The following is a 21,256-nucleotide window of genomic DNA, read 5'->3' as shown; positions in this document are numbered from 1 at the left end:
GCAAATTTATGGATACAAAAAAATACTCCCCGAACATTGTTAAATATATCCCGTTCCTTTACGTAGTCTGGGCCGATGACCTGCTATCGGCCTCGGAAATATCGGTATTTAAAAAAGCTGTTGAGAGCGACACGCTTACCGTCGAGGAAAAAAACCGTATCAGTTCCTGGCTTCAGCCCAAAAACCCTCCGCCTGATGAGATTATCACTTCCTGGAAGGACTTTATAGACAACTCGGGAGTGAAACTCGTGGAAAGCGACAATTATCCCCTGACCGCTTTTAGCCAGCAACTGTCATCGGGAGAAAAAGGTGATGTGGAAACACCGGACGAGAACCTTAAATTCATAGAGATCAACCTGGGGATACAGCCCAATCACTATCGCCATCTGTTTGAGGTGAAAACCAATAAGGCCTCAAAAGCCGATTTTTACGATCCCGGACTGCTTGATCTTGTTTTAAAAGGGGAACATGCCCCGTATATTGATGAGTTCCGGGAACTTCTGTCACATCCCTTGTTTCAGTGGAAGATTACCAGGGATAAGAATGCATTCCGTGCACATGTCCTGGAACAGGTAAAATTACTCGCCGGAAAGGGCTACGGAGCCATGGCATATGACAAGGAATACGGAGGTATAGGGAACATGCCGGCCTATGCAGGCATTTTTGAGAACCTGATGTTTGTAGACGGGAGCCTCACCATAAAATTCGGGGTACAGTTCGGCCTGTTCGGCGGGAGTATTCAGAACCTGGGCACCAAAAAGCACCACGACCAGTGGCTGAAAGCTACCGGCGAAACCACCGTCCTCGGATGTTTTGCCATGACCGAGACCGGACACGGCTCCAATGTAAGGGGAATAAAAACGACAGCCACCTACGTAAAGGAAACAGCTACCATCGTTATTGATACTCCGGGGAAAAACGATAACAAAGAATATATAGGTAATGCGCTGCACGCTCAAATGGCCACCGTATTTGCCCAGCTTATCGTAAACGGAACCAACGAAGGTGTACACGCCATTCTTGTCAGGGTTAGGGATGAAAACGGCAACCTGATGCCGGGCGTGAAAATTGAAGACAACGGCTACAAACTCGGGCTGAACGGTGTGGACAACGGTAAAATATGGTTTAAAAACGTTAGCGTTCCCCGTGAAAATCTCCTGGACCGCTTTGGCAGCATTGATGAAAACGGCAACTACAAATCGGATATCACCAACCCGAACAAACGCTTCTTTACCATGCTGGGTACTTTGGTCGGGGGCAGGATATGTGTGGCCAAAGGCGCACTGAGCGGGGCAAAAATGAGCCTGTCCATTGCCGTAAAATACGCATTGTACAGGAGGCAATTTAACAGTGGGGAAAAGGTACAGGAAGACCTGATCATGGACTATCCGTCCCACCAGCTACGTCTTATTGCTCCCATAGCGCAAACCTATGTATACCACATTACCCTGGATCACATGATCCGGTCATATACTTCTTCCTCCGAAGATACGAGAAGAAAAATCGAGACCCAGGTAGCCGCACTGAAGGCCCTTATCACCGATTTCTCTAACACTACCATACAGGAATGCCGCGAGGCCTGTGGCGGAAAAGGGTATTTACTGGAAAACAGGATAGGTGACCTTAAAAACGATGTGGATATCTTTACGACTTTTGAAGGCGACAACACCGTGCTGTTACAACTTGCCGCCAAAGGGGTACTGACAGATTTCAAATCGGAATTCAACAGCGATAATTTCGGGGATATACTGAAGTTGCTGGGCGCACAGCTAAGTGACAGGCTGACCACCTTCAACCCTCTGTTCACCAACAATACGGACAAAGAGCACCTTTTCGACCCGGACTTTCATCTGGAGGCCTTCCGGTACCGGACACGGCGGCTCACCTTTACCGCCGCTTCCAGGATACGGAATTACCTGAAGAAGGGCATCCCCCCGCAACAGGTCTCCCAGAAAGTACAGACCCACCTGATAACCCTGGGCAAGGCTTATGGTATTATGCTTTCCTATGAAATATTCTCCGCATTTGTAAAAGACATGGAAAACGATAGGTTACAGTTCCTTTTCCGTAAACTGGGTGCTTTATATGCTTTATCCCATTTACAGGACAGCGCAGCATGGTACCTGGAACACAATTACATAAGCAATACCAAGTCTAAGGCTATACGTCAACGGGTGGAACGGCTTTGCACGGAATTAAGGCCCCATGTAGCAGCGCTGGCTGACGGATATGGTATCCCCGATCATTGTTTGACCGCTCCCATAAGTAAAAAATAAAAAAGGGCCCTGTAATACGGGCCCCTGACTATATATTGTTTCTTTTCTAATTCCTAATGGTTCAGCTCCTCTTCGTTCTCCTGTAAAGGTACCGTTTGAGGTACAAAATCCTGCCCGGGAATCACGTACTCTCCGTCTTCCCTGGTCTTACTGTAATCATAGGCCCAGCGGTGTACTTCCGGCAATTCTCCAGGCCAGTTGCCATGAATGTGCTTAACCGGTGTGGTCCATTCCAGTGTATTGGACTTCCACGGATTTTGCGTGGCCTTCTCGCCATAGAATATGCTGTAGAAGAAGTTGTAGAGGAATACTACCTGTACTGCTCCGGCTATCAGGGCAAATACGGTCATCACCACATTAATGTCCATAAGGTCATCGAATATGGGGAAATTGGTATTGGTGTAATAACGTCTCGGCAGTCCGGCCATGCCGACAAAGTGCATGGGGAAGAAAATCCCGTAAGCACAGACGGCAGTTACCCAGAAATGCACATAGCCCAGGTTCTTGTTCATCATCCTTCCGAACATCTTGGGGAACCAGTGGTAAACTCCGGCAAGAAATCCGTAAATCGCCGAAATTCCCATCACCAGGTGGAAGTGTGCCACCACAAAATAAGTATCGTGAACGTTAATGTCCAGCGTACTGTCTCCGAGGATAATCCCGGTAAGCCCCCCTGTAATAAAGGTAGACACCAGTCCTATGGAGAACAACATGGCAGGGTTCATCTGTAAATTCCCTTTCCACAATGTGGTGATATAGTTAAATGCTTTTACGGCCGAAGGTATGGCAATAAGCAGTGTTGTAAAAGTAAATACCGAACCGAGGAACGGGTTCATCCCGGAAACGAACATATGGTGCCCCCATACAATGGTAGACAGGAAGGCAATGGCCAGTATAGACGCCACCATCGCCCTGTATCCGAATATGGGTTTACGTGCATTGGTGGCAATAATTTCCGAGGTAATTCCCAGTGCGGGTAACAACACGATATACACTTCAGGGTGACCGAGGAACCAGAACAGGTGTTCAAATAATACCGGCGAACCTCCTTGATAGTGCAATACCTCACCCTGCACAAATATATCCGAGAGGAAGAAAGAGGTGCCGAAACTCCTGTCAAAAATAAGCAACAGTGCAGCAGAAAGCAGTACGGGGAAAGATACCACCCCGATAATAGCGGTGATGAACAACGCCCATATCGTAAGCGGAAGCCTGGTCATGGACATCCCCTTGGTCCTCAGGTTCAATACGGTAACGATATAGTTCAGCGATCCCAACAGCGACTGGGCTATAAATATGGCCATTGACACCAGCCATAAGGTCATTCCGAGTCCGGAACCTCCCTGTGCCTGCGGCAATGCGCTCAGCGGAGGGTAGATTGTCCATCCGGCAGCTGCGGGACCGGCTTCGACGAAAATCGAACCTACCATTATCACACTGGATACGAAGAACAGCCAGAACGACAGCATGTTCAGAAACCCGGATGCCATATCCCTGGCTCCGATCTGCAATGGGATCAGGAGGTTACTGAACGTACCGCTCAACCCTGCGGTCAACACGAAGAATACCATAATGGTACCGTGCATGGTGACCAGTGCCAGGTAGATATTCGGATCCATAACCCCTTCAGGGGCCCATTTCCCCAGCAACACCTCGAATATTCCGAAAGATTGCTCGGGCCATGCCAGTTGGATACGGAACAATAAAGACATCAGAATACCTATAATCCCCATAAACAACCCTGTAATAAGGTATTGCTTGGCGATCATTTTATGGTCAAAACTGAAAACGTACTTGGATATAAATGTCTCTTTATGATGATGCCCGTGATCGTGCGCGTGATCCCCCGCGTGTGCTGTTGCTGTTGCTGACATAATCTATATACTAATCGTTACTGTTACTTTATATTTAATTACCTGCTGAAATTCCTAGTTTTCATTCCCGGCTACCATCTGTCCGAAAGTCTGTTGTTCTTTCATCCAGGTATTGAATTCCTCTTCACTTTCCACAACGATCTTCATCTGCATATTGTAGTGCGAAGTTCCGCAAATTTTATTACATAATAAAAGATAATCAAACTCCCAGTCGTCCAGGTCCTCGCCCTGTTTTCTTCGCTCTGCCCTCAGCTCGTTGATGTGTTTAACCTTTTCCTGTATTTCCGTTTTCTGCCGCATTTCTTCCGTAGTTACCGTAGGTGTGAACGAAAACTGGGTTATCATTCCGGGCACACAGTTCATCTGCGCCCTGAAGTGAGGCATGTAGGCTGAGTGTAACACGTCCTGTGATCGCATTTTAAATACAACCTTTCTGTTTACGGGAAGGTGCAGTTCGGTAGTCGATACCACATCGTCCATTCCGTTGGGATCGGAAGCATCGATCCCCAGTATGTTCTGCCCGTCAAAATCGTTAAGGAAACGGATGTTGGCATCACCGAGAACGTTGTCATCTCCGGCATATCTCACTTTCCAGTTAAACTGCTGTGCGTACAATTCGATAATTATAGGGTCGTCCTCGTCGTTAATGTCCATTATTGTGGTCCAGGTATAAAGACCGTAGAGAATCAATCCGGCGAGGGTAATTACGGGAATAATGGTCCAGATGAACTCCAGCTTGTCATTATCGGCATAAAAGAGTGCTTTTTTCCCTTTTTCCCCCCTGTACTTATAAGCAAAATAGTAAAGCAGCGTCTGGGTGATGGCCTGTACTATGAAAATCAATACCATAGAAACGAACATCAGCGTATCGTAGTCACTTCCGTGGGCAGAAGATGCCTCCGGCAAAAGCACTTTACTCCATTTTACAAGACAAAAGATGGTCAACAGATAGAGGAAGCCCAAAAAGGCAAACATCAAATATCCGTTCAGTTTGTTATCCTTGTCGTTGGCTACCTGGGCGTTTTCGACCCCTATCTGCGAAAATTCGAATATCTTCGTCATCTGCCATACGGCGATAGCAACGAGTATAAGTACTATTATGGTTAATAAAGCAGTCATTTTATACTATTTCCTGTTTACTTTAATTTCTTCTCTACTGAATTAATAATGAAAGCGTCTGCTCTCTTCAATGAACGGATTGCGCTTCGGAATCAAAGGCGCCTTCGTAAGGGCGGTAAACACAACATAAATAAACAGCCCCATAAAGAACAGAACGCCTCCCACTTCCGCAACTCCGATAAACCATTGGTCTCCTACTGTTGCAGGCATGATCATATTATAAACATCGATATAATGTCCTGTCAATATTACGATTCCCGTCATCACCACAAACCAGTTCAAACGTTTGTAATCACTGTTCATTAATACAAGGACCGGGAACACAAAATTCAGCACTACCATTCCGAAGAACGGTAACTTGTAATCTTCTATCCTGGTCACAAAATAAGTAACCTCTTCAGGGATATTGGAGTACCATATCAGCATGAATTGTGAAAACCACAGGTACGTCCAGAAAATACTTATCCCGAACATGAACTTCGCCAGGTCGTGAATATGGCTGTTGTTCACTTCTTCCAGATATCCCCGTGATTTGAGATAAATGGTGATCAGGGCAATAACCGTTATTCCCGATACAAACATACTGGCAAAAACATACCAGCCGAACAGCGTACTGTACCAGTGCGGGTCAACACTCATGATCCAGTCCCATGACATCATGGACTCGGAAACCAGGAAGAAAACCAGGAACCCGGCAGATATCTTAAAGTTACGTTTGAAGTTGCTGTTGTTATCGGCAGTGTCCTGTGCAATAGAGAATTTTCTGGAAAAATGACGATATGCAACCCAACCGGCAATGTATATGACAGCCCGTATGAGGAAGAACGGTACGTTAAGGAAGCCCGATTTCCCCTGAATAAGTTCGTCATGCGCCACTACCTCGGGATCCATCCAGACAAACAGGTGGTTCAGGTGAACACCGGACAATGCCAGTATAACGAACACCAGCACCGCTCCCGGGAGCAAGTAGGCTGTAATCCCTTCCATTACCCGGAACAAAAGCGGGGACCATCCTGCCATTGACACTCTTTGTATAGCGTAAAAAGCGAGCACCCCGAGTGAAATCATCATAAAGAAAAACGCTGCCACATAAAGCGCTGCCCATGGTTTGTTCTGCAATTGGTGCAACAGATGTTCATCGTGAGACGAATCGTGTTCGGCATGTGCTTCATCCTGTGTTCCATGAGCATCATGGGCAACTTCGGCACCGTCGTGTCCTCCTCCGTGATGTGCATCTGTTACCATGGCCTTTGCTTCCGCCACAGTACCAGGAGCAGCCAGAAAACCGTAGCCCAGACCGAGAATACCAACGATCATTAGAACAAATGCAGACAGTCTTAACTTGCTTGAAAACGTGTACATATCCTGAAAATTCTCTTTGTTGTATATTGTAATTCGTAAATCGTGAGGGAACCCAACCTTCATTTTTTTTCTGCCGTTGTCCGCCACTTATACGCTTTCGTTTCTGAAAATATTATTTTGCCAAATCCTTTTCGAGCTGTTCTACATACATCACTACCTGCCACCGCTCCTTTTCATTGAGCTGTACGGCATAGGACCCCATGGAATTGAGCCCGTAATAAATGACATGGTAGATACTTCCTTCTGTCGTTTCCCTGTCCGCATAGCTGGGAACACCGAGGAATTTCTCACGCTTTACCAGGACACCCTGTCCGTCTCCCTTTTCCCCGTGGCATACCGCACAATAAATATTGTATAATTCCTTACCGTCAGCCAGGTTATCTTCCATGGCGAGACTATCTGCGGCCAGCGGGTTTTTCAACTCAGCCATGGCCAGTTCTTTCCCTTCGGTAGTGTTTTCATACTCATAGGGCATCCAGCCACGGTTAATGGTATGTTCGGGAGGCAGTTGTGCCTCGATACCATTCTTGAAGGCATCTGATGCCTGATAGGTGTCATAGCCTACTTCATCATACATATTGGGCATAAACTGGTAGTTCCGGTTCGACTTGTTAAAACACGAGGTCATAACGGCAGCCACACCAAGTACCATTCCTATTTTAATAAAGCTCCTCATTTAAACAATATTTACGTTGTTAGGTTATTAAGTTATTGAGTTACTTTGTTATTGGATTATCTTTGATCCCGGGCCTCTTGCGGACAGGAACGCTTAATAACCATTAACTCATTAACCGAATAACTCATCCCCTCTAATGCTTTTCCGATATTTTAACTTCCACCGCACCTGTTTCCTGCAAGAAGGCAGTCAACTCATCTTCGTTATTACTTATTGAAACTTCCATCAGGAAGTGATCGTCTGTTGTCCTCACATCCGGGTTCTCCGCCTTTTTGAAGGGCCAAAGCTTACTCCTCAGATAAAAAGTGATTACCATTAAGTGAGCCGCAAAAAATACGGTGAGCTCAAACATTATCGGAACGAAAGCCGGCATATTGTCCAGGAAACTGAAACTGGGCTTCCCCCCTATGTTCTGCGGCCAGTCTTCTATCATGATAAAATTCATCATCAGAACAGCTACAACAAGCCCTATACATCCGTAAATAAAGGATGCGATGGCAATCCTGGTCGGGGCCAGCCCCATGGCCTTGTCCAGTCCGTGGACAGGAAAAGGAGTGTATATTTCTTCTATATGATGGTGGGCAGCCTTCACTTTTTTTACTGCGGCCAGCAACACATCATCATCAGCATAAATAGCCTGTATAACTTTATTACTCATGATCGCCGTCTCTTAATTTTTTATAATTTTCTGCAGATGATTTCATTATGGTCTTCACTTCTGCCTGTGCTATTACAGGAAACGTCCTCGCATACAACAAGAACAATACAAAGAAGAATCCTACGGTTCCCACAAAAATACCTATGTCTATAAAGGTCGGGGAGAACATGGTCCAGGACGACGGAAGGTAGTCCCTGTGAAGCGAAGTAACGATAATCACAAAACGCTCAAACCACATCCCGATATTCACCACAATGGAGATAATAAAGGAGAACATAATACTTGTCCGTAATTTTTTGAACCACATAAACTGGGGAGAGAATACGTTACAGGTCATCATACACCAGTAAGCCCATGCATAAGGCCCCGTAGCCCTGTTCAGGAAAGCATATTGTTCATATTCGACCCCTGAATACCAGGCGATAAAAAGCTCGGTAATATAGGCACAGCCCACAATAGATCCGGTGATCATGATAACGATGTTCATCAGTTCTATGTGTTGTACGGTAATATAATCTTCGAGACTCACCACCTTTCTCATTATGATAAGCAGTGTGTTCACCATGGCGAACCCGGAGAATACCGCACCCGCAACGAAGTAGGGCGGAAAAATGGTAGTGTGCCATCCGGGGATCACCGACGTAGCAAAGTCAAAAGATACGATGGTGTGTACAGAAAGCACCAGAGGTGTTGCCAGACCGGCAAGTACCAGCGACACTTCTTCGAAACGCTGCCAGTCTTTGGCCCTTCCGCTCCAGCCGAAGCTGAGCAGGCTGTATATTTTTTTCTGGAAAGGTTTCACGGCCCTGTCCCGTATCATGGCGAAGTCGGGAAGCAACCCTGTCCACCAGAATACCAGTGACACGGAAAGATAAGTGGATATCGCAAATACGTCCCAGAGCAACGGTGAGTTAAAGTTCACCCAAAGCGAACCGAACTGGTTGGGAATAGGCACCACCCAGTATCCCAGCCACGGGCGTCCCATATGGATCAACGGGAACAATCCGGCCTGTACTACGGAAAATATGGTCATAGCCTCCGCAGACCGGTTGATCGCCATTCTCCATTTTTGACGGAACAGTAACAGTACGGCAGAGATCAGTGTCCCGGCATGACCGATACCTACCCACCAAACGAAATTGGTAATATCCCAGGCCCAGCCAACGGTTTTGTTAAGTCCCCAGGCCCCTATTCCTGTTGAAATGGTATAAATAATACACCCTATCCCCCAAAGAAATGCTACCAATGCAATAGAGAACACTAGCCACCATTGCTTGTTTGCCCTGCCCTCTACAGGCCTGGCTACATCAACCGAAACATCGTGATAGCTCTTATCTCCGGTTACCAGGGGTTTACGTATAGGTGCTTCGTAATGCGACGCCATTTTATAACTTTAATATTTATTACTCTTTTAATTTATCGTTTCCTTGCCAGGTTCCGGCAACATGTCCGTTTCCGGGAAGTTCCGGACCGGACCGGAGCGGCAGCTTTCCTTTACACTTCCTCCGTATTCCTCACTTTCACATGATAGAACACATTGGGTTTTGTACCTATGTGCTCAAGCAGGTGATACATCCTGTCGCTCTTTTTCAGGGCAAATACTTCGTCGTCCTCATTGTTCACATCTCCGAACGTCATCGCTCCGCTGGAACAAGCTGCAGAACAAGCTGTCTGGAATTCGTCCTTACGCACTTCCCTGCCGTCTCTCTTGGCATCCAGAATGGTCTTCTGGGTCATTTGTATACAGAAAGAACATTTTTCCATCACCCCTCTGGAACGAACCACTACATCGGGATTCAACACCATTTTTCCGAGGTCGTCGTTCATGTGATAATCAAACTCGTCATTATTGTTGTAAAGGAACCAGTTGAAGCGACGTACTTTATACGGGCAGTTGTTGGCACAGTAACGCGTTCCCACACATCGGTTATACGCCATGTGGTTTTGCCCCTGACGGCCGTGTGAAGTTGCCGCTACCGGACAAACGGTTTCACAGGGAGCATGGTTACAATGCTGGCACATTACCGGCTGGAAAGCCACCTGCGGGTTTTCAGAAGCTTTTTCCATCTCTCCGAAAGTAGTCAGGGAATCTCCGAGACCGGAAATATTTTCTACCACTTCATTGTCTTCCTCAAAGCTTTTTTCAGAAGAATAATACCGGTCTATACGGAGCCAGTGCATATCCCTGGACCGGCGTACTTCTGACTTTCCTACTACAGGAACGTTGTTTTCCGCATGACAGGCAATCACACACGCCCCACAACCCGTACAGGCATTCAGGTCGATGGAAAGATTAAAGTGATGACCGATAGAAGTATCGAATTCATCCCACATATCCACCTCGACCGCCTCAACCTCATTGTGATTCAGGGAAACTTTCGGAGTGACGTTCCACTCCTTCGCATCTTTGGTATTAAATATTTCTAATGTCGTTTCTTTCAGGATATCGCCACGCCCCATGAGGGTGTTGTGCAACTGCACACAGGCAAATTCGTGTTCGCCGGGAACTTTTTCGATGGTTACAGGCTGAGCAGTCTTAAACCCTTCATAGAGTTTATAGGCATTTACCCCGGTCTGCATTTCAGTCTTCAACCCGGCTTTTTTACCATAACCGAAAGAAAGCCCCACCGAACCCTGGGCTTGTCCGGGCTGAATAATTACGGGCACCCTGTCCAGACTCGCCCCATTTACAGTAACCTTTACATAGCTACCGTTAAGGCCACCATTGGCAACATGCCAGTTTTTCAGGCCGAGCTTATCAGCATCTGCCCTGGAAACCGTAAGATAATTATCCCAGGACACCCGGGTAATAGGATCGGGAAATTCCTGCAGCCAGGGGTTATTGGCCTGCTGCCCGTCACCCATTCCTGTTTTCGTATACAAGGCGAGCTCCATACCGCTTGCTGAAGACGAAGCCAGTTTGCGGGCCATACCGGCCGCATCCCCTGCAACAGGGGCCGCCTGTGCTTCATTTTCTCCGGTTGAAGCCTCTTCAGTGGCTTCAGCAGCCTCACTTTCGCCGGATACGGCATCTGCAACCGCTACCGGGGAAGAAGCAACAAATACACCGTCGTGCAGCGCCTTGTTCCAGGAGCTTCCGTTCAGAACGGAACCACTCCAGGTTTCCTTGATATATTCGTAATATGTTTTATCGTTACCTGTCCATTTCAGCAGCGCATCCTGGAATTGTCTCGTATCAAACAACGGACGGATGGCAGGCTGCATCAGGCTGAAATGCCCCTGTTTCATCTCCACATCACCCCACGATTCCAGATAGTGTGGTGCAGCGGCAATATATTGTGAGGCCGTAGACGTTTCGTCTTCTTTCATTGAAAACGCAACGGACAAACCTATACTCTTCAGACCTTCGAGGAACCCGGCAGAATCGGCGAGTGTATAAGCGGGATTGACACCACTCATAATCACGGCTCCCACTTTGCCGGACTTCATATCGGCAATAAGCTGGCTCATCTGCTTCGTGTTACCCTGGCGCAACAATCGCGGGGCTTTAACATCGAATGCCTCACTTTGCAGCATCTCATTAACGGAAAGCACAAGCCCCTGGGCATCCACATCATCGATCCCGGTAACCACTACTGCATTTTTCCCCGCTTTTCGAAGCCGGCTTGCCGCCCTTTTAACCACAGCATCCACATGTTCCGGAAGATCGCCGGAAACCGAAGAACCACTGAGGTAACCATATAATTTTGCCAGCGCCACTTTTTGTTGCGAAGGCGTTACGGCAACCCTCTTATCGGCATTGGCCCCTGTTAGCGACATATTGGCCTCAAACTGGACATGGTGAGACATTTTTCCGTTTTCAGGAATACGCTTTTTCGCATATCCGCTGTCAAATCCGCCTCCCTGCCAGTCACCGAGAAAATCAGCACCAAAGGAAACAATGACCTCTGCCCTGGAAAAGTCGTAATCAGCAAGTGCCCTTTTGCCGTATTTTTTCTGAAAAGCTTCCAGAGCCGCATCTTCGGATATGGCATCATATTGTATGTGCTGTACATTTCCGAATTTCCCGGAAAATTCCGAGATCAGTTTCGCCGTAGAAGGACTGGCAAAAGTCTGCGTGAGCAGCACTATGGATTTTCCACTGGCCTTTGTTGCATTCAGCTTTGCCATCACCTGGGTATCGAGATCGTCCCAGGTCACATATTTCCCGTTGAACTTGGGGCCCTGCACCCGGAGGCTGTCGTACATAGACAATACGGAAGCATTGACCCTGGCATTGGCCGAACCATTTACTTTGGCATCGGCATTATTTTCAATTTTTATGGGACGCCCTTCCCTGGTTTTCACCAATACACTGGCAAAGTCATACCCATCCGCAATGGTCGTCGCGTAATAGTTAGCCACACCCGGGCGGATCTGCTCGGGTTGCACCACATACGGTATCGCCTTTTTAACGGGGCCCTCACATGCTGCCAGAGTAGCAGCAGCCGTACTAAAACCAACATACTTAAGAAAGTCCCTCCGCGATGTCGAAGAGGCCTCCAGATTTTCCTTATCCCCTAAAAACTCGTCTACCGGAATTTCTTCAACAAACTCATTCTGTTTAAGTGTCTCCACAATAGAATTGCTCGGATCCAGCTCCTCGACACTTTTCCAGTATTTTTTGTTTGACGCCATGTTTTATATAAAATTAGCTCTTTTGACAATGGTGACGCATTACTTCACTCCCGGAAACCGGGGAGGTTCATGCATCTTTACTTTATATTAATAGTGGCACTTACCACACTCCAACGCCCCCATCTGTGCAGCGGTAAGCTTTTCCACTCCGTATTTCTTAGACAATTCTTCGTGTATCTTTTCGTAGTATTCGTTGCCTTCCATCCTCACATCGGTAGTTCTGTGGCATTCCACACACCAGCCCATGGTAAGCGGAGAATGCTGCTCAACCACTTCCATTTCTTCAACCGGTCCGTGACATTCCTGGCAGGCCAGCCCGGCAACAGATACGTGCTGAGAGTGATTAAAGTACACGAAATCGGGAAGGTCGTGTATTTTCACCCATTTTACAGGCTTGGTATCACCGGTATAACGCTGGTTTTCCACATCCCAGCCCACGGCAGCGTAAAGCTTTTGTATCTCTCCGTCATAAAACTCCTTGGTATGCTCTGCCGTAGCAGTTTCCGGAGCTACTTCCATAATGTTCTTATGACAGTTCATGCACACGTTGAGCGAAGGAACGCCTGAAGTTTTGGAAACCCGTGCCGAAGAGTGGCAGTACTTACAATCCACTTCATTATCCCCGGCATGTATGCGGTGCGAGAAATGTATAGGCTGTACGGGCGCGTAACCCTGGTCAACACCTATCTGCATCAAATACCCGTACACAAAATACGCAGACACAAGCAACAGAAAGACTACAGATACCAATACCAAAAACTGGTTTTTCACAAAAGCCTTCCAAAGCGGAAGCCTGTTTTTCTGCTCTTCCGGGAGCTCTATACCTTTTACCTTGGCAATACGCATCAGGGTCCTGTTCACCAACACCAGCATTATAGCAAGCATTGCAAACACCAGTACCAGGGCACCGAGCACCAATTCATTGGAAATACCGGAAGACGCGTCCTGCCCTGCAGCCTGTCCGGCAGCACCGCCTCCTGCAGCCGCCGGTGATGATGGCGGAGCTTCGGTATACGCAAGAATATCATCTATATCCTGTTCAGACAACTGAGGAAAAACATTCATTGCCGCCCCGTTGTACTCCTCATATATAGCTATTGCATCCGGATCTCCCGACTTCCGGAGAGCCACATTGTTTTTTATCCACTTATGCAACCACTCCCTGTCGCGCTTATCGGTCACACCCGCAAGAGCAGGCCCGGTCATCCTTTGATCCAGCTTATGACAGGCAGCGCAATTAGAATTAAATAACTGTTTCCCTCTATCCGGGTCACCTTCTTGTCCAAAAAGAGTTGTAGAAAATGCTAGCAGAATTACCAGACTAATACTTAGAATTCCAGAAAAAGAATTACGGTGTATCACCTCTTTCATATCAATATTATGTGTTATCTCTCCTTATTTTGGCATGATTTTTTCGTCGGATAACAACAAAAAAAACACTGGTCCTTAAAATCCGTGCACAAAAATACGATATAGACTTCATTTGGGAAATGTTGGCAAAGCGTTAATAATTAATTTATAACAATTCTAAATAAAATTTAACGTTATGATTTCAAGCTAATAATTTACTTTTGCACAAAACAGTATTCATTATGAGATTTTTAGATATCCGATGTATTTTCACCCTGCTATTTTTCCTGTTTTTCGCCTTTAAAGACACCCATGCGCAACAGGGAAAAATTAACATCCAGCAAGATGTTAAAGTGGAAAAACTCGTGGCCGCAAAGACCGCTTTGAATAAAGAGGACAGCACTTCCGAACGATACCGGATACAGATATACAACGGGTCGCTGGAAGGTGCTACAAAAGAACAGACCAAATTCCGCAACAGCTTCGGATGGGATTGCGACATTTCATTCAAAACCCCCACGTACAGGGTTTATGTCGGAAAATTCAGGAACAGACTGGAAGCCGACCGGCGACTGATGGAAGTGAAGAAGAAATACCCCAGCGCTTTTATAATAACGCCATAGCTTGCCTTTCTCACGACTACACGCTGTCTGCGGATTTTACGGATTGACACACAAGCCTTTCATTTTTATCGATTTATGTATGAAGAATTAAAATATTGGTACTTAAAGGACCATCGGCTCTTCCGTGTACTCAGTTTCAGGCAAATCCGCCAATTGTGCATTATTACCGGGTTTAAAAGGGCCGGAAAGGGGGATATCCTCTACTTTTCGGATTCCAAAGTCCCCCGCATTTATTTTCTCAAGAAGGGAAACATAAAAATCGTGGAAACCGACAGGGAAGGCAACGAGACCATCAAGGAAATCCTGCACAAGGGCGACCTGTTTGGCGAACTGGCCCTGGAAAACGAACAATCATCCCCCGTTACCGAATATGCTGAGGCCCTTACGGATGACATTATCGTATGCAGCTTTTTTCTGACCGATTTTGAAAACCTCCTTCTGAAATACCCTAACCTCGCTCTTTCATACACCAAATTTGTGGGACTGAAAATGAAACGCCTCAAAAACAATTACGCCAATCTTATCTTCAGGGATGCCCGGAGCAGGCTTTCGGCCTTCCTGAAAGAATGGAGCGATCAGGAAGGGGTATACCAGGGCAACAGGGTCATCCTTCAGAACTACCTCACCCAGCACGATATTGCCCAGATTATCTGTACCACACGACAAACCACTACCCAACTGCTCAATGAACTCAGGGAAAAAGGCCTTCTTATTTACAACCGGAAGGAAATTATTATCCCCGATATTTCCAGAATATGATTTTTTTTTGCCCGGAATGCAATGTAGCCGACATTCTTCCATTTCAACACATGGTAATTTTGACCTGAAAACACATCGTCATGAAAAACCTGTCGTCAAAACCAATTTTCACCCTGATATGATACTCCATATCCCCGGCACTTTTTCGTAAAACACACTGAAAAGCCGGAACGGGAATTAAGGAACATCTCCGGAAGAATGCTGCGATCAACCGCAAAAAATCGTCGGAAACAAACCGTAATGCAATGAAAAAAATCATCATAAACCGGGGCATACGACTGGTCCCCACCGTAATACTCCTGCAAACCCTGTATTACAAGTTCAGCGGGGCCCCGGAATCCGTTCATATTTTCACCACCCTGGGCGCAGAACCTTACGGACGTATCGGACTGGGCATTGCCGAACTTATCGCAGCCATTTTATTATTCCTGCCCAAAACCGCTGTTTACGGTGCGGTTGCCGGCTTGCTGATCATGACGGGCGCCATCTTTTCCCATGTCTTTATACTCGGAATATCGGTAAACAATGATGGCGGGACACTCTTTATTCTTGCCGTGGTTGCTTTTCTGTTTTGCGGTATTTTTTTACTGCTAACTAAAAAAATAGTAAATTACTGACCTCTTTTAAAATCCGATCTCATGCTTTTCGCCGCTGTAAAATCTAATCTCGACGAACTGGCCGCCCTTGCCGGACAACTCTCCTCTGATGAATACAACGCTCCCTGCCCCGAATTGGGCGGCACTACCGTTGGTCAGCATTTTCGCCATATCATCGAAATATTTCTGTGCCTTCTCAACAATTATGAAACAGGAAGTATCAACTACGACAAGAGGGAACGCAACAAAAGGATAGAAACCGATGCGCCTACAGCCGTAAAACGCATTAACCACATCCGGGAAAACCTGGAGAAAGAAAATAAAATATTATTCCTGGAACAAAACCTGAATCATACCAAACTGTACATACAAAGCAACTACTTTCGCGAACTCCTCTACAACCTGGAACACGCCATTCATCATCAGGCCCTGATACGGGTAGGTCTCCGCAGGTTTGAACGGTTGACCATAAATGCTAATTTTGGCGTGGCCCATTCAACCATCGAATACCGGAAGCAATGTGCACAGTAAGTTTTGTAAAAAACAAAAACGGGGTGATAATGACCTCCAACCGCGACGAAAAAATTACCAGGCCCGTAGCATTGCCTCCCGAAATATATGTGGCAGATCAGAAAAAGATCGTCTTCCCCGAAGATCCCTTGTCCGGCGGAAGCTGGTTTACCACCGATGAAAAAGGCAATACGGCTGTCTTGCTGAACGGTGCAAAACAAAAACACATTTCCAGGGGCAGTTACAGGAAGAGCAGGGGGCTCATCCTTCTGGAACTCATAAAAGCCGCTTCGCCCATCACACACTGGACAACCATAAACCTGGAAAATATAGAACCTTTTACCGTTATGCTCTTTCAGGCCTCCGAACTTTACCTCCTGCGCTGGAACGGACATCACAGGGAAACCACATCACTGGAAGCAGACCGCAACCATATCCTTTCTTCTTCCACCTTGTATACCAAAGCCCTTCAAAAGCAAAGAGAGCAGTGGTTTTTTGATTTTATGGCACGCAACAGACCGGTTTCTCCCGAAACACTATTGTCCTTCCATCTCTATACGGAAAAAGAGGATAAAAAAAATGGTCTTGTTATAGACCGCGGCAACCTGCTGAAAACCCTTAGTATCACCCAATGTATAATTAAAAAAGACAGTGTAACCATGCATTACCGGCAACTCTTTCCCAACGAAAAACTTTCTACCGTACAATTATGAACCTGCTTCCTTTAAAACTGTTCGTCCACAAACTGACTCACTGGGAATACTGGCCTTTTCAGATCGTATATGCGCCCATAAGCCTGCTCTGGATCTATTATGCGCTCAGGGCAAGGTCGCTTTTCTTTTTTAATGCGGCCAATCCCTCCATCCGGAACGGTGGTTTTGTCATGGGGTCCAAACGAAACATTTACGATCTGATTCCCGAAGAATTTTATGCCAAAACAGCTTTTATACCAAAGGACACGGCATTTGCCGACCTGGAAGGTATTTTAGAAGGTTCCGGAATAAGATATCCGCTGATCGCAAAACCGGATATCGGGCTCCGGGGAAATGCCGTAAAGAAAATACACACCCCGGACGAACTGCACAAATACAACAACCGCGCCGGTTTTGACTATCTTATCCAGGAGTTTATTACGCTTCCCAATGAGATCGGCATTTTCTATGTAAGATATCCCGGCGAAGACAAGGGGAGGATAACGGGAATTGTAGCCAAAGAATTACTTACTGTTACAGGTGACGGGGTATCTACCACAAGGGAATTGCTCAACGGGACCCCGAGGTTCCAGTTCCAGCTCAAGGTATTGCAACAGGAATACGGCAGTCAACTGGACTCCATACCCGAAAAGGGGGAACAGCTAACCCTTGTTCCTTATGGCAATCATGCCAGGGGTGCCAAATTTACGGATTGCAGCCATATGATCAATGAGGCACTCACCGAGGTGATAAACGACATGTGTACCCGGGTCAAGGGTTTTTATTACGGGAGGCTCGACCTCATGTACAATACCGTGGAAGAACTTGAAAAAGGGAGAAATTTTATGTTAGTGGAACTGAACGGCGCAATGAGCGAACCCACACATATTTACGATCCCCGGCATTCCCTGTTGTTTGCCTGGAAAGAACTGGCCAGGCACATTACGTACATGTATGAAATAAGCCAGGTAAACCACCAGACCAAGGGGATTCCCTATCTGAATTACAAAAGCGGCATCCGGGAATTGTATGCACATCATGTACAAAACCGGAAAATTGTCGGTTTTTAAAACCGAAGAAACTGCCTTTAATAAAAAAACACCCTGATCCATATAAGAACAGGGTGTTTTTTATTCGGTTTTAAAACCTGTTATTTCAATTTCTTTTTAACTTCCACTTCCCGGAAGGCTTCGATAATATCGCCCTCTTTAATGTCGTTGTAGTTCTTAACCTGCATACCGCAATCATAACCTTTGGCTACTTCCTTCACATCATCCTTGAATCGTTTCAGCGAGGCCAGTTCCCCGGTAAAGATCACTACTCCGTCACGTATGAGACGTATCCCGGCATTCCTGTAAATCTTACCATCGGTAACCATACATCCGGCAATGGTCCCTACTTTCGAAATCTTGAACGTTTCCCTGATCTCTGCCGTACCCGTAATCTCTTCTTTCATTTCAGGAGAAAGCATACCTTCCATCGCATCCTTGAGGTCGTTTATCGCATCGTAGATGATGGAATACGTACGGATATCTATTTCTTCCTTATCAGCAACACTACGTGCATTCCCCATAGGTCTGACATTGAATCCTATGATAATGGCATCGGATGCAGAGGCGAGGAGCACGTCAGATTCCGTAACCGCACCAACTGCCTTGTGAATGATATTGATTTGTATTTCATCCGTAGAAAGCTTTTGGAACGAATCGGTCAGAGCTTCCACCGAACCGTCCACATCCCCTTTCAGGATAATGTTGAGTTCCTTGAAGTCTCCCAGTGCTATACGACGGCCAATTTCGTCGAGCGTAATGTGCCGTTGCGTACGTACGGATTGTTCTCTTTGCAGCTGCATACGTTTAGTTGCAATCTGCTTGGCTTCTTTTTCGTCTTCAAACACGTGGAATTTATCACCGGCCTGCGGTGCCCCGTCCAGACCCAATATGGATATCGGGGTGGAAGGGCCTGCTTCCTCGATGAGATTTCCCCGCTCGTCGTGCATGGCTTTTACTTTACCACTGTGCCTTCCAGCCAGTACATAATCTCCTACCTTCAAGGTACCTCCCTGTACAAGTATGGTGGCCACATAGCCCCTTCCCTTGTCCAGGAATGCCTCTACGATAGTTCCGTTGGCAATTTTATCCGGATTGGCCTTCAATTCCAGTATTTCCGCTTCGAGCAATACTTTTTCGAGCAATTCATTAATACCGGTCCCCGTTTTGGCAGAAATATCCTGGGACTGTATTTTTCCTCCCCAGTCTTCTACCAGCAGGTTCATGTTGGCCAGACTTTCTTTTATTTTATCAGGATTCGCCGTAGGCCTGTCTACCTTGTTTATGGCAAATACAATGGGAACACCAGCTGCCTGAGCATGGCTGATGGCCTCTTTGGTCTGTGGCATCACATCATCATCTGCCGCAATAACTATAATGGCAAGGTCGGTCACCTGGGCTCCCCTGGCCCGCATTGCGGTAAACGCTTCGTGCCCCGGAGTATCCAGGAAGGTAATTCTTTGCCCGTCGGGAAGGGTTACGGCATAGGCGCCGATGTGCTGCGTAATTCCCCCGCTTTCACCGGCAATGACATTTTCCTGCCGGATATGGTCCAGCAGAGAGGTTTTACCGTGGTCAACGTGCCCCATAACAGTTACGATAGGTGCTCTTGGTTCCAGGTCTTCCGGTCTGTCTTCCTCTTCTACTATGGATTCTTCGATGTCGGCAGTTACAAATTCCACTTCATAGCCGAATTCATCGGCCACGATAGAAAGGGTTTCCGCATCCAGCCTTTGGTTCATGGTTACCATGATGCCCAGAGACATACATGCCGATATAATATTTGTGGTAGGAACATTCATCATGGTTGCCACTTCGGCCACGGTAACAAATTCCGTAACTTTCAGCACTTTGCTGTCCAGTTCCTGCTGGGCTATGTCCTCCTCCGATTTCTGACGGTGGACATCCCTTTTTTCCCTTCGGTATTTGGCTCCTTTCGACTTGCTGGATTTTCCCTGTAGTTTTTCCAGGGTCTCCCGCACTTGTTTCTGTACTTCTTCTTCTGTAGGCTCAACCTTACTGGCTGCTGCCTGCCTGGGTCTTCCTCCGCCTTTCTTCCTGAAGTTGCCGCCTCCCTGTTTTCCCTGGGTATAGTTGCCGGGGCCTTCTTTACTGATCCTTTTGCGTTTCCGCTTCCTGTCTTTACTACCCTGCTTATCATTTCCCGATTGCGCTACGGGTTTCTTTTTCTTGGGCTTTTCAAACTTCGAAAGGTCTATCTTTTCCCCGGTCATCTTGGGTCCGGAAAGCTTCTGATATTGTGTTTTCAGTTTTTCGCTTTCTACCTCTTCGTCCTGGATAATAACTTTTTCGGTCTTTTTATCTTCTTTTGCTTTTGGCTCCGTTTCTTTTGTCGTTTCTTCAGGTTTCTTTTCCTCTTTTTTCTTATCTTCTTTTTCTGCCGGTGTTTCGACAGGAGCTTCCTTTTTGGGCTTCTCCGCTTCAGGAGCACTCTTTTCCTGCTGTTCCGCAGGTTTTTGGATATCTTCTGTTTCGCTTTCGGGCGTTTTGGGTTCCCCGGCACTTTTATCTTCTGCTACATTGGCAGGAGTTGCCTCTGTCTCCCCGTCCGGCTGTTGCTCTTCAGCTCCATCTTCATCGGCATCTTTAGCGTCGAGATCTATCTTCCCTACGGTTTTGGGACCAGACAAATTGGCTTTCGCCTTTATAATCTCCTGTTCTTCCTGGGCTTTCCTTTTCAATTCCTGCTCCCTTTCCAACTCCTGGCGAATAGCCTCTTTTTCTTTCCGTTTCTCTTCCCCTACTTCCTTAGACGCTACTTTTTTACTTTTATCTGTCTGAAACTCCTCCAAGAGCACCTGGTACACCTCATTAGATATCTTGGTAGTAGGTCTGGCCTCCACCTCATATCCCTTGGACGACAGGTGTTCGACAGCCCTGTCCAGCGAAATGTTCAGTTCTCTCAGCACTTTATTAAGCCTCAATGTTGCGTTTTCAGCCATAAATGTTTTTTTAATCCTCTAAAATTTTATTCTGAACCTCAGTTATTATGGTCTTTTCACCTCTCCAAAACGGAAATGGATTCATCTTCTACGCCAGGGCATGCTATTTTA

Annotated in this window: 16 protein-coding genes; 7 read left to right on the top strand and 9 right to left on the bottom strand. The window is 46.6% G+C overall.

All coding sequences use genetic code 11. The annotated features are described in order from the left end of the window. Window positions 1–8: 8 nt before the first annotated feature. Complete coding sequence (locus LS482_RS11370; protein WP_233027655.1) at window positions 9–2,276, top strand: acyl-CoA dehydrogenase family protein; 2,268 nt, start codon at window positions 9–11, stop codon at window positions 2,274–2,276. 53 nt (window positions 2,277–2,329) lie between these two features. Here the strand turns inward: LS482_RS11370 and LS482_RS11365 are convergent, their stop codons facing one another. The 8 genes from LS482_RS11365 to LS482_RS11330 form a co-directional block, all read right to left on the bottom strand. Then, window positions 2,330–4,150, bottom strand: coding sequence for a cytochrome c oxidase subunit I (locus tag LS482_RS11365; RefSeq protein ID WP_233027654.1), 1,821 nt, complete (start codon window positions 4,148–4,150; stop codon window positions 2,330–2,332). Window positions 4,151–4,204: 54 nt separating this feature from the next. Further along, complete coding sequence (locus LS482_RS11360; RefSeq protein WP_233027653.1) at window positions 4,205–5,269, bottom strand: cytochrome c oxidase subunit II; 1,065 nt, start codon at window positions 5,267–5,269, stop codon at window positions 4,205–4,207. A 42-nt stretch (window positions 5,270–5,311) separates the two neighbouring features. Then, complete coding sequence (locus tag LS482_RS11355; protein ID WP_233027652.1) at window positions 5,312–6,631, bottom strand: quinol:cytochrome C oxidoreductase; 1,320 nt, start codon at window positions 6,629–6,631, stop codon at window positions 5,312–5,314. Window positions 6,632–6,743: 112 nt separating this feature from the next. After that, a complete protein-coding gene (locus LS482_RS11350; RefSeq protein ID WP_233027651.1) occupies window positions 6,744–7,307 on the bottom strand; it encodes a c-type cytochrome in 564 nt (187 codons plus the stop codon). A gap of 133 nt (window positions 7,308–7,440) precedes the next feature. Next, window positions 7,441–7,965, bottom strand: coding sequence for a DUF3341 domain-containing protein (locus LS482_RS11345; RefSeq protein WP_233027650.1), 525 nt, complete (start codon window positions 7,963–7,965; stop codon window positions 7,441–7,443). Continuing rightward, on the bottom strand, window positions 7,958–9,349 hold the full coding sequence (gene nrfD, locus LS482_RS11340; RefSeq protein ID WP_233027649.1) for an NrfD/PsrC family molybdoenzyme membrane anchor subunit: 1,392 nt from the start codon (window positions 9,347–9,349) through the stop codon (window positions 7,958–7,960). Before nrfD ends, LS482_RS11345 begins: the two co-directional genes overlap by 8 nt. 110 nt (window positions 9,350–9,459) lie before the next feature. Next, complete coding sequence (locus LS482_RS11335; protein WP_233027648.1) at window positions 9,460–12,603, bottom strand: TAT-variant-translocated molybdopterin oxidoreductase; 3,144 nt, start codon at window positions 12,601–12,603, stop codon at window positions 9,460–9,462. An 87-nt stretch (window positions 12,604–12,690) separates the two neighbouring features. Next, window positions 12,691–13,974 carry a c-type cytochrome gene (locus LS482_RS11330; protein ID WP_233027647.1) on the bottom strand — a complete coding sequence of 428 codons (1,284 nt, stop codon included), beginning with the start codon at window positions 13,972–13,974 and terminating at the stop codon, window positions 12,691–12,693. A 221-nt stretch (window positions 13,975–14,195) separates the two neighbouring features. Here LS482_RS11330 and LS482_RS11325 point away from each other — a divergent pair, with 221 nt between their 5' ends. From LS482_RS11325 to LS482_RS11300, 6 genes are all read left to right on the top strand, one after another. Beyond that, the gene (locus LS482_RS11325; protein ID WP_233027646.1) at window positions 14,196–14,576 is read left to right on the top strand and encodes an SPOR domain-containing protein; all 381 of its coding nucleotides are present in this window, start codon (window positions 14,196–14,198) and stop codon (window positions 14,574–14,576) included. Between the two features lie 75 nt (window positions 14,577–14,651). Beyond that, complete coding sequence (locus tag LS482_RS11320; protein ID WP_233027645.1) at window positions 14,652–15,335, top strand: Crp/Fnr family transcriptional regulator; 684 nt, start codon at window positions 14,652–14,654, stop codon at window positions 15,333–15,335. Between the two features lie 245 nt (window positions 15,336–15,580). Beyond that, the gene (locus LS482_RS11315) at window positions 15,581–15,952 is read left to right on the top strand and encodes a DoxX family protein (protein WP_233027644.1); all 372 of its coding nucleotides are present in this window, start codon (window positions 15,581–15,583) and stop codon (window positions 15,950–15,952) included. Between the two features lie 21 nt (window positions 15,953–15,973). Further along, complete coding sequence (locus LS482_RS11310; RefSeq protein WP_233027643.1) at window positions 15,974–16,462, top strand: DinB family protein; 489 nt, start codon at window positions 15,974–15,976, stop codon at window positions 16,460–16,462. Then, entirely contained in the window at window positions 16,450–17,154 is a 705-nt protein-coding gene (locus tag LS482_RS11305; RefSeq protein ID WP_233027642.1) for an NRDE family protein, read from the top strand. The genes LS482_RS11310 and LS482_RS11305 overlap by 13 nt, the downstream gene beginning before the upstream one ends. Then, window positions 17,151–18,203 carry a D-alanine--D-alanine ligase gene (locus LS482_RS11300; RefSeq protein WP_233027641.1) on the top strand — a complete coding sequence of 351 codons (1,053 nt, stop codon included), beginning with the start codon at window positions 17,151–17,153 and terminating at the stop codon, window positions 18,201–18,203. The genes LS482_RS11305 and LS482_RS11300 overlap by 4 nt, the downstream gene beginning before the upstream one ends. Before the next feature lie 80 nt (window positions 18,204–18,283). On the opposite strand, the gene infB is transcribed toward LS482_RS11300, so the two are convergent. Then, window positions 18,284–21,145, bottom strand: a complete 2,862-nt coding sequence (infB, locus tag LS482_RS11295) for a translation initiation factor IF-2 (RefSeq protein ID WP_233027640.1) — start codon at window positions 21,143–21,145, stop codon at window positions 18,284–18,286. Window positions 21,146–21,256: the final 111 nt, after the last annotated feature.

The sequence above is a fragment of the Sinomicrobium kalidii genome, from assembly GCF_021183825.1.
In the GTDB taxonomy this organism is placed as follows: Bacteria; Bacteroidota; Bacteroidia; order Flavobacteriales; family Flavobacteriaceae; genus Sinomicrobium; species Sinomicrobium kalidii.
Note: the sequence above shows the minus strand (reverse complement) of the source record. Positions and strands in the feature narration are given on the sequence as shown.